A 15,282-nucleotide genomic window follows, 5' to 3' on the forward strand; every position below is an offset into this window, starting at 1 on the left:
CCTTCTACTGATGCACGGCGAGCTGGTAGGCCGTGTACTTACGAATATTGATAACGCCGGTGTCGAAGATCAGGTATTGGCCCTTGACCCCCAGCAGCGTGCCTTCGGCAATCGGGTTCTTGTCCAGGTTGAAGCTGACGATCTTGGCCGGATACTGCTCGACCGGGTAGCGGATTTCGATCGGCTCGATGTCGGCAATGGTTTGGATGGCCTGTAGGCCGAAGCGTTCCTGCAGATTCAGCAGGCCCTCGGCGCACGAGGCGAACAGCGCGTCACGCACCTGCTTGAGGTCCACAGGCTGCGCATCGCCCTTGAGCAACGCGCGCCAGTTGGTCTTGTCGGCGACCTGGCTGCGCAATACGTCTTCGACGAAACCCGATTGCTGGCGGGTCGCCACACGCATGATCGGCAGCGCCTGGCTTGCGCCCTGGTCGAGCCAGCGCGTCGGCAACTGGGTGGCGCGGGTAATGCCGACCTTGATTCCCGACGAATTCGCCAGGTACACCACGTGGTCGGTCATGCAAAAGGTCTCGCCCCAGCCTGGATCGCGGCAGGTGCCGGCGTCGTAATGGCAACGCTCGGGGCTCATGATGCACAGGTCGCACTGGGCCAGCTTGGTCATGCACGGGTAGCAATAACCCTGGCTGAAGCTGGTCTTGGTCTTGCGGCCGCAATGGCTGCAATGAATGGCGCCGAGGTACTCCAGGCGCACGTGAGTGCCGATCAACGGGTTGACCGGTACCTCGGTGTCGCCCAGGCGAAACGCGTATTGAACGGTCGGCTCACCGAGTTGCGCCGACATCTTGCTGACTGCACCACGACCGATTTCAATCAATGGATCGCATCCGACTTGAACAGAATGTTCGGCACGGTGGTCGATTTCGACTGGCATTCCTGCGGGCCCATGTAGCCGGTACGCTGCTCTTCCGGCAGGTTCTGCAGTTCCCAGGCGATCATCGCCTGCAACGACAGCTCGCGCTGCTCGGCGGTGAGCTTGCGGCCATCGGACCACTTGCCGATTTCCACGGCGAGCTTGAGGCTCTCGTAGATGTCCGGCGTGATGTTTTCGATCATTTCAGCAAAAGAGGACATGAAGCTCTTCCTTATCAAATAGAAGACTTGCGACGATTATAAAGACCGCCCAGCAAACCGGTCAGGCAACCGATAACCAGGCCGCCCACATGAGCCGCGTTGGCGATCTCGCCGAAACCGATCACCGAAACCAGCCCCGACATGCACAGCACCAACCAGATCAGCATCATCGCCAGCACACCGCGGGGCAAGCGATACGCCGGGTTGGGCGACAATAAGTAGAAGATCCAGCAATGCCCGAGCAGGCCATACAACACGCCGGACAAACCGCCGAACAGGCCCGGGCCGCCGTAGGCGTATTGCGCGTAGTTGGAGACCAGGCTGAACAACAGGGTCAAGCCCAGCAAGTTGATACTGCCCTGGCGTGCCTCGATGCGCCGCCCCAGCTCCCAATACCACATGCCGTTCATGGCCAGGTGCAAGATACCGAAGTGGATCAGCATGGGCGTGACCAGGCGCCACCACTGCCCCGACGCCAGGCTATCGGCCAGAGGCGTGAACTGGATGTACTCACCGAGAATGCGAAACGGCAGGAAGGTCAGCCAGCTCATGGCTTGCAGGTTTTCGCCGAGCAAGGTCACCGCCCCTACAATCATGCTCGCCAGCAGCACCAGGGCCGTTACCGGGCTTTGGCGCACTTGCTGGAGGAAGCTCAGACGCGCAACCGGTGCCTGCTCGGGAATATCCAGTTGCCGGTCCGGATCACCGGCAGGAAAGCGCTGGTACAACACGCGCACGTCGTCACTGATAGTTTCGGGCACCCATAGCACCTGCTCTCCCGCTTCTTCGCTGACACGATGGGGCACTTGCATGCGTTGCAGCAACTTGACGAAACCACCCAGGTCGACGCTCAGGGGCAAGCGCAATACAGGCACGGTACTCATGCGATCACCTCGGGCCGCTCTACGTCGACCCATACGAATTTATGCGGGTCCAGGCGGGTTTCCTGGTCCAGGCGATACGCTACCAGTTTGCCGTACAGCACCGCGCTGTAGTCCAGGCAGGCCAGGTTCGGGCGGATCGGGGCCGGTGTGCCGCTGCGCCAGTAATGCCCGACGAACAACAGGGGCTCGTCGACGCCGTAGCGCAGCAGCGAATTCTTTTGCGCGGAGGACAGCGGCGTACGCGCTACCGGCTCCGGCAGCGCGTCGGGCTGGAACACGATGTCGCCGTAGGTTTTCGGATCGTCTTCCCAGAACTTGGTGCGAAAGAACGAGCGCGTCAGCCCGTCGCCACCGGTCAGCGTGAGGCCGTCGGGCAGGCGCATGTCGGTGCCGCGCAGCAGGCGGTCGAACGCGTTGCAGGCGAAACTGCCCGGTACGGCGGCGGCCTGCAGGAAGTGCTGGTCGATGCAGCCGTCCGGGAAGGTCGCGCGCAGCGGCTCGATCACGCCTTGGTCCCAGCAGGCATGCACCACACGGAAGCGTCCGGCGTCGACGAACAGCGGCATTTCGTAGAACCAGTCGAGGAAGTCGCGCCAGTCGGCGGGGTGTTGCTCGAACTGAGTCAGGGTTTCCTGGATCAGGCGCGCATGCCGTGGGGTGTGCTCGCGCACGAACTGCCGGCCACTGCCGGGCGGCGCCTGGGTGGTCCAGCCCAGCGCATTGAACTCATGGTTGCCCATGATACACAGCGCCTGGCCGGCCTCGGTCATGTCGTGGACGATGTGCAGCGCCTCACGGATACGCGGGCCACGGTCGATGATATCGCCGAGGAACACCGCCATGCGTGACGGATGACGCCAGGTACCGCCCTGCTTGTGGTAGCCCAGCAGGTCGAGCAGGTGCTCGAGGGTATGGGCGCAACCGTGCACGTCACCAATCAGGTCGTAGCTACGCGCGGGATCGAGCATCAGTCGCCTCCACCCCCCAAACGGCTGCCCCAGCCTAGCTTGGTGCGGCACACTTCGTAGTAGTTGTGATCCAGCGGATGGATCAGCCGCAGTTTCTGCGCCTTTTTGCTCACGGTGATGGTGTCACCGGGCGCACAGGTGAAATGGTTCTGCCCGTCGCAGGAGACTTGCGGGTAAATCTGCATGTCTTTGGACACCACTATCTTCAGCTCACTATTGCCATCGACCACAATGGGCCTGCTGGACAACATATGGGGATACATCGGCACGATCACAATGGCATCCAGCTTGGGATGCATGATCGGGCCGCCCGCCGACAGCGCGTAAGCAGTGGAGCCGGTCGGCGTGGCGACGATCAGGCCGTCGGCCTTCTGGCTGCACACGAACTGGCCGTCTATATAGAGTTCGAATTCGATCATGCGCGTGGATTTGCCGGGGTGCAGCACCACGTCGTTGAGGGCATCGCCCTGGCCGATGGCTTCACCGTGACGGCGCACTTCGGCCTGCAGCAGGAAGCGGTTTTCCACCAGATAATGGCCGTCGAGCACCTTGGCCACTTCGACTTCCAGCTCATCGGGGCGGATGTCGGTGAGGAACCCCAGGCTGCCCCGGTTGATCCCCAGCACCGGCACGTTGTGCCGCGCCAGGGCGCGGGCGGCGCCAAGCAGGCTGCCATCGCCACCGACCACGATGACCATGTCACAGACTTCGCCGAGCATCTTGCGCGACGAGGTCTGCAGGCCATGGCCCGGCAGGATTTCAGCGATGGTGTCTTCGAGGATCACGTGCAGGTGGCGTTCCAGCAGGAATTTTTTCAGCCGGCGGACGGTGTCCAATACCTGGGTACTGCCCAGGCGACCGATGATGCCGATATTGCGAAATTGCTCCATGGGGCTCCCGCGGGATTGGGGTGTGGCAAAAAAGAACGATTATGGGCGAAAGGCCGCGTCAGGCAAAATCCTTTGTCGCCATGAACCCTTGATGACAACGGTTCTCAGCCACCCTCACTGAAGTTAAAAGGCTATGCTCGGACCATGACTGTGTTCCCGGATCTGCACAACCTGCCCCGCCAACTGCGCCACCCCGAAGTGCGCGACCTGGCGTGGGTGATGCTCGCCCCACCGATGCTGGCGCAGACGCCCTGGCCGCAACGCCACCCGCTGGCCGGCAGCGATTGGGTGCGGGCGCCGCAGATGCTTGAACAGTGGCTTCGCCAGCTCGACCAGGACAGCAGCGCCTTGCAGCAGTGGCTGAGCCTGGCACGCACCCGTCGCCTGGGCCTGTATTACGAACGCCTGTGGCAGTTCGCCGTGCAGCACGCGCCCGGCGTTGAGCTGTTGGCCGCCAACCTGCCAATCCGCCGCGCCGGGCACACCCTCGGCGAGTTGGACATGGTGCTGCGCGACCGCGATGGCGTGCATCACCTGGAACTGGCGATCAAACTCTACCTGGGCCCCCAGGACGGCAACGGCCAGGACCCGGCGCAGTGGCTCGGGCCGGGTTGCCATGACCGGCTGGACCGCAAGCTCGCGCACCTGGCCCAGCATCAATTGCCGATCTCAGCACGGCCGGAGAGCCGTGAGGCGTTGGCCGCGTTGGACATCCAGCAGTTCGATGCGCATTTGTGGCTGGGCGGGTATTTGCTGTACCCCTGGCCCGGCGAAGCCCTGGCGCCTGGCGGTGCTCATCCACAGCATTTGCGGGGCCGTTGGTTGCATCAACGTGATTGGTTGCGATTTGTCAGCACGCGCCCGCCCGGCCGCTGGCAGCCCTTGCCCCGGCATGCCTGGCTGGCACCGGCGCATTACCCGGCGGATGAAGTGTGGAGCGAGGAGCAGATGCAGGGTTGGCTGGCCGACCTGGACCCGATGGCCCCGGCGCAGTTGCTGGTGCGGCTGGTTCAGGTCGGTGAGGAATGGGAAGAGGCCGAGCGGTTGTTTCTGGTGGCGGATCTTTGGCCGAATGTGCCGGGGGCGGGCTGAGGTTTAGGGGTGTTGTCGAGGGCCTCTTCGCGAGCAAGCCCGCTCCCACAGTTAACCGGGTACATCCTTTGGAATGCGGTCGAATGTGGGAGCGGGCTTGCTCGCGAATGCGATGGCCCGAGCGCTACAGCTCGTCAATATGCCGATAATCCAACTGCAACCCAACCGCCAGCTCCTGGGCCCTTCCCAGCCTGATCGGCCCACGCTCGATATCCACCAGCAGCCCCGGGCACTCCAGCACGGGTAATCCAGCCACATCCTTCAGCCGTCCATCGGTAATCACCAGCAATCGCTGCTGCTCCGCCGGATAGCGCTTGCGCCGCGCCGCCAGCCATTGCCCGGCCTCAGCCAGTGCCGCCAGCAACGGCGTGCCGCCGCCCGCGCCCAGTTGCTCCAGCCAGCCCGCCAGCGTCTTGGCCGCCTTAAGCCCCTGCACTTGCCATTTGGGCGACTGCCCGCTCGCCGTCAATAACGCCATGCGCGCCCGCTGGCGATAAGCGTCATCAAACAGTTGCGCCAGCAGGCCCTTGGCGTCAGTGAGTGCACGATGCCGGCGGGTGGACGCCGACGCATCGACAATCACCAGCCACAATTCATGGGCCGAACGGCTGCGCAGGTGAAACCGCAAATCCTCGCGGGATTGCGGCCGACCGCCGAGCAAGGTGCCCGGCCAATCGATCGAGCCCTGCCTGGCACTGCGCGCCTTGCCCTGCCTGCCGCTGTCCAGTCGGCCCGACTTGGGCCGGGCATCCGCCCCCGTGTCAGGCCGGGGGCGAATGCCTAGGGCTTTTTTGGCCAGCTCGGCACGTCGCGACGAGCGCCCGTGGGCAACGCCGCTGCGGGCATGTCGCCCCACTGGCCCTGGGCCGGCGAGGTGTCGGAGGCTCCAGGCGACTGCCCTTCGCTCGGCGGGCTGGCCGGGGGCGCTTGCTCTTGTCGACGATGGCGCAGGGCAAATTCGGCAACCGCTTCGATGTCTTGCTCGGCGATAGCGCTGGCGCCGCGCCAAGCGGCATGGGCCCTGGCGCCGCGCAGCCAGACCAGGTCCGCGCGCAGCCCATCGACACCGGCGGCGAAACACCGCTCGGTGATTTGCGCCAGCGCCTGGTCATCCAGTTCGATACGGTCCAGCTGCGCCCGCGCCTGGGTGCAGCGTTCGCGCAGTGCCGCCTGCTTATGGGCCCATTGCGCACAAAACCCAGCCGGGTCGCTGTCGAAATCCAGGCGACGACGGATGATCTGCCCGCGTTCGGCCGGCAAGGTCTGCCCGCTCAGCGCCACATTGAAACCAAAGCGGTCGAGCAGTTGCGGGCGCAACTCGCCCTCCTCCGGGTTCATCGTGCCGATCAACACGAAGCGCGCCGAATGGCGATGGGAAATGCCGTCGCGCTCGATCAGGTTGGTGCCGCTGGCGGCCACATCCAGCAGCAGGTCCACCAGGTGATCGGGCAGCAAGTTGACCTCGTCGACGTAGAGAACGCCGCCGTCAGCCTTGGCCAGCACGCCAGGGGAAAACTGCGCGCGGCCTTCGCCGAGCGCGACGTCCAGATCCAAGGTGCCGACAAGGCGCTCTTCGGTGGCGCCCAACGGCAGCGTGACGAACTGGCCGCTGGCCAACAGGTCGGCCAAGCCACGCGCCAGGGTCGACTTGGCCATGCCACGCGGGCCTTCGATCAAAACACCGCCGATCTTCGGATCGATGGCGGTCAGGCACAGCGCCAGTTTCAAATCGTCGGCGCCGACCACGGCGGACAGCGGGAAATGGGGAGTATCAGTCATGCGAATCCTCGGTCAATTTCATCGCTCAGGGATGCCCTCAATGGGGCTGCTACGCAGCCCAACGCGGGGCAAGCCCGCTCGCCACAACAAGTCAGGCGCGGCATCTCAGCTGTCTTCTTCTATATCCAGCAACAGGTTTTCCAGCGCCTCGCGGTAGGCCCCCGGCTCTTGCCACATGCCGCGCTGCTGGGCTTCGAGCATGCGCTCGGTCATGTCGCGCAGGGCATCGGGGTTGTGCTGTTGCACAAAGTCCCGGGTGTCGGGGTCGAGCAGGTAGGCATCGGCGAGCAAGGCGTATTGGTGATCGTCAATCAGTGCCGTGGTGGCGTCGAAGGCGAACAGGTTGTCCACGGTCGCGGCCATCTCGAACGCACCTTTATAGCCGTGGCGCTTCACACCCTCGATCCACTTGGGGTTGGCGGCGCGGGAACGGATCACCCGGTTCAGCTCTTCCTTCAGGGTGCGGATCTTCGGCAGGTCCGGCTGGCTATGGTCGCCATGGTAACTGGCGGCCTTGTCGCCACTCAGGGTTTCGACGGCGGCGAGCATGCCGCCCTGGAATTGGTAGTAATCGTTGGAATCCAGCAGGTCGTGCTCGCGGTTGTCCTGGTTCTGCAACACCGCCTGCACCTGGCTCAGGCGCTGGGCGAATTGTTCGCGGGCGGCGGTGCCTTCGTCGGAGCCGCCATAGGCGTAGCCCCCCCAATTCAGGTAGACCTCGGCCAAGTCGTCGCGGCTTTGCCACAGGCGACCGTCAATCGCGCCCTGCACGCCCGCACCATAGGCGCCGGGCTTGGCGCCGAAGATGCGCCAGCCGGCCTGCCTGGCCGCCGCCGCCTGGTCCAGGCCGGACTTGAGCAGCGCTTCACGCTCACTGCGCACTTTAGCGGCCAGCGGGTTCATGTCATCCGGCTCATCCAGCGCGGCCACCGCCTGTACCGCCGCGTCGAACAGGCGAATCAGGTTGGCGAAGGCATCGCGGAAAAAGCCGGACACACGCAGCGTCACATCCACACGCGGGCGGTCGAGCAGGCTGATCGGCAGGATTTCAAAGTCATCCACCCTCTGGCTGCCCGTCGCCCATACCGGGCGCACGCCCATCAACGCCATGGCCTGGGCGATATCATCGCCGCCGGTACGCATGGTGGCGGTACCCCAGACCGACAGGCCGAGCTGGCGCAAGTGGTCGCCGTGGTCCTGCAGGTGCCGTTCCAGTATCAGGTTGGCCGATTGGAAGCCAATGCGCCAGGCGGTGGTGGTGGGCAGGTTGCGCACGTCGACGCTGAAAAAGTTACGCCCGGTCGGCAGCACGTCGAGGCGCCCGCGACTCGGTGCGCCACTGGGTCCGGCGGGCACAAAGCGGCCGCTCAGGGCATCCAGCAAGCCACGCATCTCCGCCGGGCCGCAGGCGTCCAGGCGTGGCGCAACCACGCTAAGCAGGCTTGCGATCACCGCCTTCACGTCCTCCCACCCGGGCGCGTCCAACTGTTCCAGCGGCCCTTGCAGCGCCTGCTCGATCAAGCGGGCCGCGTACAGCTCCAGGCGCTCGCGGGTATCGCCGGCGGTGCGCCACAGCTGCGCGTCTATCTGCTGCAATACCTGCGGGCGGCGTTCGGTCCAGGGTTCGGCCAGGGCGCAATCGAGCGGATCAAAGCCCAGCTCGAACGCCTTGGCCAATGCGCGCAGCAAACTCGATTGCGCGCCACGGCCATCGCCACGCGGGATGCGCAGCAGGGCAAGCAAGGTGTCGATTCGCAGACGGCCTTGAGGCGACTCGCCAAAGATGTGCAGGCCGTCACGGATCTGCGACTCCTTCAGATCGCACAGGTAAGTGTCCAGGCGCGGCAGCCACACGGCCGCGTCGGCATCGCTCTCCAGCTCCAGCTCCTGGTCGATACGGGTTTCGCGCACCAGTTTGAGGATATCTTTCTGCAGCTCCAGCGCGCGGCGTGGGTCGAGCAGCTGTGCTTCGTAATACTCGTCGGCCAACAGTTCGAGGTTACGCAACGGGCCATAGGTTTCGGCGCGGGTCAGGGGTGGCATCAGGTGGTCGATGATGACCGCCTGGGTGCGCCGCTTGGCTTGGGCGCCCTCCCCCGGATCGTTGACGATGAACGGGTAGATATTCGGCAACGGCCCCAACAGTGCATCGGGCCAGCAGTTTTCCGAGAGACCGACGCCCTTGCCCGGCAGCCATTCCAGGTTGCCGTGCTTGCCCACGTGGATGACGGCGTGGGCGCCATAGGTATGGCGCAGCCAGAAGTAGAACGCCAGGTAACCGTGGGGCGGCACCAGGTCCGGGTCGTGGTAAACGGCGCTGGCATCCACCTGATAACCCCGCGCCGGCTGGATGCCGACAAAGGTCAGGCCCAGGCGCAGACCGGCGATCATCAGGCGGCCGTCGCGGAACATCGGGTCGTTATGCGGCGCGCCCCAGCGTTCCAGCACCGCCTGGCGGTTGGCCTCGGGCAGGCGCTTGAACATCGTTTCGTAGGCGTCCAGGTCCAGGCTTTGATGGCAAGGGCGCAGGTCGAGACTGTCGAGGTCGTTGGTCACGCCGCCGAGCAGCGCGTGGATCAGCTCAGTGCCGCTGTCGGGCAACACGTGCGGCAGCGGATAGCCTTCGGCTTGCAGGGCGCGCAGGATATTCAGCGCCGCCGCCGGCGTATCCAGGCCGACACCATTGCCGATACGGCCGTCGCGGGTCGGGTAGTTGGCGAGGATCAGCGCGACGCGTTTGTCTGCGTTCGCCACCCGCGCCAGTTCGACCCAGCGGCGCGCCAGCTCGGCGACGAAATCCATGCGCTCGGGCGCGGCGCGGTAGCACACCACGTCCGACTGGCTGCGCTCGCTGCGCCAGGCCAGGTCCTTGAAGCTGATCGGCCGGCTGATAATGCGCCCGTCCAGTTCCGGCAAGGCGATGTGCATCGCCAGGTCGCGCGGCCCGAGGCCTTGCTCGCTGGCCTCCCAACCGGGCTGGTTGTCCTGGGCGCAGATCGCCTGGATCACCGGAATATTGCGGCGAAACGGGCGCAAGTGCGGCGCCTCCGGGCTGGATTGGGCAAACCCGGTGGTGTTCAGGATCACCGCAGCGCCGACTTCATCCAACCAGTCTTCGACCGTCGCCAGGCAGCCGGGCTCTTTAAGGCTGGCCACCGCCATCGGCAACGGGTTCAGCCCCGCTGCCTGCAAGCGCTGGCAGAACACCTCGATAAATCCGGTGTTGGCCGCCTGCAAATGTGAGCGATAGAACAGCACCGCCGCCACCGGCCAGTCGGCGTTCCAGTCCGCCTGCCAGTCGCTCAGGCGGGCATTGGCGTGGCGCGGATGATAAATCGCGGTGCGCGGCAGGGTTTGCGGCTCGGCCCAGGCGTAGTCGCGGCCCAGATAACCGGCGGCCAGGCATCGATAGAAATCCAAGGCATTGGCCAGCCCGCCCTGACGCAGGAAGTGCCAGAGGCGGTCGCGTTCCTGCGGCCCTACGGTGCTGAGGCTGCTGAGCTCCGGGTCCGGACGATCATCTCCCGGCACCAGGATCAGCTGTACGCCGCGCTCGGCCAATTCCACCAGGCGCTCAATGCCGTAGCGCCAATAGCCGATGCCACCGTGCAGCGAAATCAGGATGACCTTGGCATGGCGCAGCACTTCATCGACGTACAGGTCGACCGACGCGTGATTCTGCACCTGCATCGGGTTGGCCAGGCGAAAGGTCGGGTAATCGCCCGGCAGTTGCTGCGCCGCTTCGGCAAGCAGCGCCAGGCTGGAGTCGCCGCTGCACAGGATCACCAGTTCAGCGGGGGTCTGGCCAAGGTCGGCGATGTTGTCGTCCGAGACGAAACCACCGGGCTGGGTCCTGAGCAGGTGCATGGGTCAGGCGCTGAGGGCGGCGCGCAGTTGCGCTTCGAGGCCGGCGGCGTCCAGGTCCTGGCCGATCAGCACCAGCCGCGTGACGCGTGCTTCATCGGTGCCCCAGGCGCGGTCGAAGTGTTTGTCGAACCGCGTGCCCACGCCCTGGATCAGCAGGCGCATCGGTTTGTTGGGGATCGCTGCGAAACCCTTGACGCGCAGGATGCCGTGCTGCACCACCAATTGGCTCAAGGCGTCGAGCAGCAAGGCTTCGTCGGCTTGCGGCAGGTCGATGGAAATAGAGTCAAAAGCGTCGTGATCGTGATCATCTTCACCGTCATGGTGTTGATCGTGATGGCTGTGGCGTCCGTCGATATGCTCCTCGGAACCTGCGCCCAGCCCGATCAGCACATCCAGCGGCACGCGACCGCTGCTGGCCTCGATGACTTTCACCGCCGGCGGCAGTTCTTCGGCGACTTCCAGGCGCACGCGGGCCAGGTCTTCGGCGCTGATCAGGTCGGCCTTGTTGAGGATCACCAGGTCGGCGCTGGCCAGTTGGTCGGCGAACAGCTCGTGCAGCGGCGATTCGTGGTCCAGGTTCGGGTCGAGTTTGCGCTGGGCATCGACCTGGTCCGGGAACGCGGCGAACGTACCGGCGGCCACGGCCGGGCTGTCGACCACGGTGATCACCGCGTCAACGGTGCAGGCGCTGCGGATTTCCGGCCACTGGAAGGCTTGCACCAAGGGTTTTGGCAGGGCCAGGCCCGAGGTTTCGATGAGAATGTGGTCGAGGTCACCACGACGCGCCACCAATTCGCGCATCACCGGGAAGAACTCTTCCTGCACGGTGCAGCACAGGCAGCCGTTGGCCAGCTCATAGACACGGCCGTTGGCTTCTTCCTCGGTGCAACCGATGGAGCACTGCTTGAGGATTTCACCGTCGATGCCCAGCTCGCCAAATTCGTTGACGATCACTGCAATGCGCCGGCCCTGGGCGTTGTCGAGCATATGGCGCAGCAACGTGGTTTTGCCCGAACCGAGGAAGCCGGTAACGATGGTGACGGGAAGTTTGGCCAGTGTTTTCATCGGATGCCCTTTGGGGCGGGCATACGGGACGATAGGCCCTGCGACGGCGCGCAGCAGCGGATTTCGTCACCGGATCACCCCGCCCGGTTGAATTGAAAATCGGTTGCGAGGCAGGTCTCCTGGCTTGGGGCTTGCGGGTCTTGCGACCGGCACCGGCTGCGCCTTCCCGCCCGTTGAGGCAGTGGCGTGGCAGTCGGATAAACCCTTCACAGTTGCGGGGGCAGCCGCGGCTTGAACCGCGTTCCCTTCTTAGCTTCGGCCTGGGCCGAAGAACCTCGAGGGTGCAAGGCTACAGGGGCTCGCCGAATTTGACTACCATCGCCCGCCCATGCTCTTCTACCCACCTTGTTTCGGGTGCCCTTCACAGGGTGAAACGGGAAACCGGTGCGTCATGGTTCTTTAATCAAAGGCCTGACCAGTCCGGTGCTGCCCCCGCAACGGTAAGCGAGCGAAGCGTCATATCCACTGTGCCCCAGGCATGGGAAGGCGACGTTTTCAGGCAATAAGCCCCTCGCAAGCCCGGAGACCGGCCCGAAAAATCAGATAACAAACCCGCGGTGGGCGGGCGCTGTTCAGAACCCTGCGTGCCTGGCTCGCGGGGTTTTCATGCGCTCGTTCGCTCATGACACCTGAAAGGGACGCGCCATGTCGATCATCAGCAGCACCTCGCACTCCGCCAGCAGCACCACGACCCTGAGCCAACGCCTGACCGCCGCCATCGGTGCGTCGATTCTCGGCGCCTGCCTGGTATATTTCGCCGGTTTTTCGCACATCGAGGCGGTGCACAATGCTGCCCACGATACCCGCCACAGCGCCGCGTTCCCGTGCCACTGAGGCCTGCCGACATGATCAAGCGTATTGCACAAACCGCAGGCTTCACTGGCTTGCTGGCCGCCCTGCTGCTGACCCTGCTGCAAAGTTTCTGGGTAGCCCCGTTGATTCTGCAGGCGGAAACCTTTGAACAGGCCCCGGCTGTCACTGAAGTTGCCCACGAGCATGCTGCCGGCGTTGCGGCGCACACCCACGACGCAGGCGCCTGGGAACCGGAAGATGGCTGGCAGCGTGTGCTGTCTACCACGGGCGGCAATCTGGTCGTCGCCGTCGGCTTTGCCTTGATGCTCGCAGGCCTCTACACCTTGCGTGCTCCAACCCGTACCGCCCATGGCGTGCTGTGGGGCCTGGCCGGCTATGCCACCTTCGTGCTGGCGCCGACAATGGGTCTGCCGCCCGAGTTGCCGGGCACCGCCGCTGCTGATCTGGCGCAGCGGCAGATCTGGTGGATCGGCACCGCCGCGTCTACCGCTGTTGGAATCGCCCTGGTCGTGTTTGGCCGCAACTGGCTGCTCAAGGTGCTGGGCACGGCGATCCTGGTCGTTCCCCATGTGATCGGCGCTCCGCAGCCGCTGGTGCATTCGATGCTGGCGCCAGAGGCGCTGGAAACGCAGTTCAAGATAGCTTCGCAGCTGACCAACGTCGCATTCTGGCTGGCCCTGGGCCTGATCAGCGCCTGGTTGTTCCGGCGCAACCGCGACGGTCAATACTCGGCATGACCCTGGTGGTCGGCCTGGGTTGCCAGAGGGGTTGCGACGTTCACGCCCTGCTGGCCCTGTTTGACGGCGCCCTCGCCGAGGGCGGTATTGAGCGTCAACAGGTAACCGCGCTGGCCAGTATCGACCGAAGGCAAGACGAGCCAGGATTAATCGCATTGGCGCGCTTATTGAAACTGCCTTTACGCTGCTTCAGCGCAGAACAATTGGCGTTTTATAAAGACCGCCTGAGCCACAAATCCGACGTCGCCTTTGCCCATACCGGCTGTTACGGCGTCGCCGAAAGCGCCGCCCTGGCCCTGGCCGAAGACCTCTCCAACGCCCCTGCCTATCTGCGGATCACCCGCAAAAAAGCCGCCCAGGCCACCTTTGCATTGGCGTGGACCGGTTGAAACCCGATAATCGCCCTCTGCAATCATGAGCAATCTTCATGCTCATGCGTTTTTGAACAGGATTTTCCATGACCGTCTACTTCATTGGTGCAGGCCCCGGCGACCCGGAATTGATCACCGTCAAAGGCCAGCGACTGATCCGCAGTTGCCCGGTGATCATCTACGCCGGCTCGCTGGTGCCGGCGGCGGTGCTGGAAGACCATCAGGCGGAACAGGTGGTCAACAGTGCCGAATTGCACCTCGAGCAGATCATCGACCTGATCAAGACTGCACACGCGCAAGGCCATGACGTGGCGCGCGTGCACTCCGGCGATCCGAGCCTGTATGGGGCGATCGGCGAGCAGATCCGCCATCTGCGCGAGCTGGGCATCCCGTTCCAGATCATTCCCGGCGTCACGGCGGTAGCGGCGTGCGCGGCGTTACTGGAAACCGAGTTGACCCTGCCGGACATCGCCCAGAGCGTGATCCTGACCCGCTATGCCGACAAGACCCGCATGCCGGCCGGTGAAGATTTCGACAGCCTGGCGCGGCATGGCACCACCATGGCAATTCACCTGGGAGTCAACCATCTGGAGAAGATCGTCGCCGAACTGCTGCCGCACTATGGCGCCGATTGCCCGATTGCCGTGGTGCACCGGGCGACCTGGCCGGATCAGGATTGGGCGCTGGGGACGTTGAGTGATATCGGCGAAAAGGTCGCGGCCAAAGGCTTTCGGCGCACGGCGCTGATCATTGTGGGGCGGGTGCTCGCCAACGATAGCTTCAGCGAGTCGTCGCTGTATCGAGCTGGCCATGCGCACCTCTATCGCCCCTGAATATGCGATCAAAACTGTGGGAGCGGGCTTGCTCGCGAATGCGACGTGTCAGTCAAATCATTGGTGACTGACCCAACGCTTTCGCGAGCAAGCCCGCTCCCACAGTTGATGTAATTTGCCTGATAGATATCGCAAAACATTGAATTTTAAGTATAAAAAACGGCGCTCACGGGGCGCCGTTTTTTTGTCCGCAGTGAACACCTTACTCAGTAGTAGGCATTTTCTTTCTGCGTGTGGTCGGTCACGTCACGCACGCCCTTGAGCTCTGGGATACGCTCAAGCAGCGTGCGCTCGATGCCTTCGCGCAGGGTCACGTCCGCCTGGCCGCAGCCCTGGCAGCCGCCGCCGAACTTGAGCACGGCGATGCCGTCCTCCACCACGTCGATCAGGCTGACCTGGCCGCCATGGCTGGCCAAGCCAGGGTTGATCTCGGTTTGCAGGTAGTAGTTGATGCGGTCGTTCACCGGGCTGTCGGCGTTGACGCTCGGCACCTTGGCGTTCGGCGCCTTGATGGTCAACTGGCCGCCCATGCGATCGGTGGCGTAGTCAACCACGGCGTCATCCAGGAAGGCTTCGCTGAAGGCGTCGATATACGCGGTGAAGCTTTTCAGCCCCAGGGCGGTGTCTTCAGGCTTCTCTTCGCCGGGCTTGCAGTAGGCAATGCAAGTCTCGGCGTACTGGGTGCCGGGTTGGGTGATAAAGACGCGAATGCCGATACCCGGGGTGTTCTGCTTGGACAGCAGGTCAGCCAGGTAATCATGGGCGGCGTCGGTAATGGTAATGGCGGTCATGGAAACTCCTCACAGGCTTGCCCGCAGTTTACGCCAAAATATTACGCAGGTACAAAGTCCTAGTATTTTTGTCGGAAAAGCCCTGCACGCCTGACAGACG

General features: G+C 64.0%; 15 protein-coding genes and 2 riboswitches. Of the genes, 5 read left to right on the forward strand and 10 right to left on the reverse strand.

Translation table 11 applies throughout. The features are described 5' to 3' along the window. Window positions 1-4: 4 nt before the first annotated feature. Genes H0Z09_RS16055 through H0Z09_RS16075 form a run of 5 tightly spaced genes read right to left on the reverse strand, consistent with a single transcriptional unit; the run spans window position 5 to window position 3,834 of the window. A complete protein-coding gene (locus H0Z09_RS16055; protein ID WP_076952436.1) occupies window positions 5-835 on the reverse strand; it encodes a DUF2797 domain-containing protein in 831 nt (276 codons plus the stop codon). Next, entirely contained in the window at window positions 832-1,092 is a 261-nt protein-coding gene (locus H0Z09_RS16060; protein ID WP_012723870.1) for a DUF1315 family protein, read from the reverse strand. Before H0Z09_RS16060 ends, H0Z09_RS16055 begins: the two co-directional genes overlap by 4 nt. Window positions 1,093-1,106: 14 nt before the next feature. Continuing rightward, window positions 1,107-1,976 (reverse strand): rhomboid family intramembrane serine protease, encoded by an 870-nt coding sequence (locus tag H0Z09_RS16065; protein ID WP_186691412.1) that lies wholly within the window; start codon window positions 1,974-1,976, stop codon window positions 1,107-1,109. Beyond that, a complete protein-coding gene (locus tag H0Z09_RS16070) occupies window positions 1,973-2,947 on the reverse strand; it encodes a metallophosphoesterase (protein WP_186691449.1) in 975 nt (324 codons plus the stop codon). Before H0Z09_RS16070 ends, H0Z09_RS16065 begins: the two co-directional genes overlap by 4 nt. Then, window positions 2,944-3,834: an NAD(+) kinase gene (locus H0Z09_RS16075; protein WP_003217892.1), complete on the reverse strand. Its 891-nt coding sequence runs from the start codon at window positions 3,832-3,834 to the stop codon at window positions 2,944-2,946. Before H0Z09_RS16075 ends, H0Z09_RS16070 begins: the two co-directional genes overlap by 4 nt. 144 nt (window positions 3,835-3,978) lie before the next feature. Here H0Z09_RS16075 and H0Z09_RS16080 point away from each other — a divergent pair, with 144 nt between their 5' ends. After that, complete coding sequence (locus H0Z09_RS16080; protein ID WP_186691413.1) at window positions 3,979-4,926, forward strand: DUF1853 family protein; 948 nt, start codon at window positions 3,979-3,981, stop codon at window positions 4,924-4,926. A gap of 124 nt (window positions 4,927-5,050) precedes the next feature. On the opposite strand, the gene H0Z09_RS16085 is transcribed toward H0Z09_RS16080, so the two are convergent. The 4 genes from H0Z09_RS16085 to cobW all read right to left on the reverse strand — a co-directional run bounded on the left by H0Z09_RS16085 (window position 5,051) and on the right by cobW (window position 11,637). Next, the gene (locus tag H0Z09_RS16085) at window positions 5,051-5,653 is read right to left on the reverse strand and encodes a VWA domain-containing protein (RefSeq protein WP_186691450.1); all 603 of its coding nucleotides are present in this window, start codon (window positions 5,651-5,653) and stop codon (window positions 5,051-5,053) included. Between the two features lie 53 nt (window positions 5,654-5,706). After that, complete coding sequence (locus H0Z09_RS16090; RefSeq protein ID WP_186691414.1) at window positions 5,707-6,705, reverse strand: AAA family ATPase; 999 nt, start codon at window positions 6,703-6,705, stop codon at window positions 5,707-5,709. A 105-nt stretch (window positions 6,706-6,810) separates the two neighbouring features. Continuing rightward, entirely contained in the window at window positions 6,811-10,572 is a 3,762-nt protein-coding gene (gene cobN / locus H0Z09_RS16095; RefSeq protein WP_186691415.1) for a cobaltochelatase subunit CobN, read from the reverse strand. Window positions 10,573-10,575: 3 nt separating this feature from the next. Next, complete coding sequence (gene cobW, locus H0Z09_RS16100; protein ID WP_186691416.1) at window positions 10,576-11,637, reverse strand: cobalamin biosynthesis protein CobW; 1,062 nt, start codon at window positions 11,635-11,637, stop codon at window positions 10,576-10,578. Between the two features lie 91 nt (window positions 11,638-11,728). Next, window positions 11,729-11,930, reverse strand: a riboswitch (cobalamin riboswitch). Window positions 11,931-11,972: 42 nt separating this feature from the next. Continuing rightward, window positions 11,973-12,187: riboswitch (cobalamin riboswitch) on the forward strand. A 95-nt stretch (window positions 12,188-12,282) separates the two neighbouring features. Here cobW and H0Z09_RS16105 point away from each other — a divergent pair. From H0Z09_RS16105 to cobM, 4 genes are all read left to right on the forward strand, one after another. After that, on the forward strand, window positions 12,283-12,471 hold the full coding sequence (locus H0Z09_RS16105) for a CbtB-domain containing protein (RefSeq protein ID WP_186691417.1): 189 nt from the start codon (window positions 12,283-12,285) through the stop codon (window positions 12,469-12,471). Window positions 12,472-12,482: 11 nt separating this feature from the next. After that, window positions 12,483-13,187, forward strand: a complete 705-nt coding sequence (locus H0Z09_RS16110) for a CbtA family protein (RefSeq protein WP_186691418.1) — start codon at window positions 12,483-12,485, stop codon at window positions 13,185-13,187. Further along, window positions 13,184-13,576: a cobalamin biosynthesis protein gene (locus H0Z09_RS16115; protein WP_186691419.1), complete on the forward strand. Its 393-nt coding sequence runs from the start codon at window positions 13,184-13,186 to the stop codon at window positions 13,574-13,576. Before H0Z09_RS16110 ends, H0Z09_RS16115 begins: the two co-directional genes overlap by 4 nt. Window positions 13,577-13,644: 68 nt before the next feature. Beyond that, window positions 13,645-14,391 carry a precorrin-4 C(11)-methyltransferase gene (cobM, locus tag H0Z09_RS16120; RefSeq protein ID WP_186691420.1) on the forward strand — a complete coding sequence of 249 codons (747 nt, stop codon included), beginning with the start codon at window positions 13,645-13,647 and terminating at the stop codon, window positions 14,389-14,391. A 206-nt stretch (window positions 14,392-14,597) separates the two neighbouring features. Here cobM and nfuA read toward each other — a convergent pair whose 3' ends face one another. Beyond that, window positions 14,598-15,182, reverse strand: a complete 585-nt coding sequence (nfuA, locus tag H0Z09_RS16125; RefSeq protein WP_076952449.1) for a Fe-S biogenesis protein NfuA — start codon at window positions 15,180-15,182, stop codon at window positions 14,598-14,600. Window positions 15,183-15,282 lie beyond the last annotated feature (100 nt).

Source organism: Pseudomonas sp. SWRI18, from assembly GCF_014268345.1.
Lineage (GTDB): Bacteria > Pseudomonadota > Gammaproteobacteria > Pseudomonadales > Pseudomonadaceae > Aquipseudomonas > Aquipseudomonas cedrina.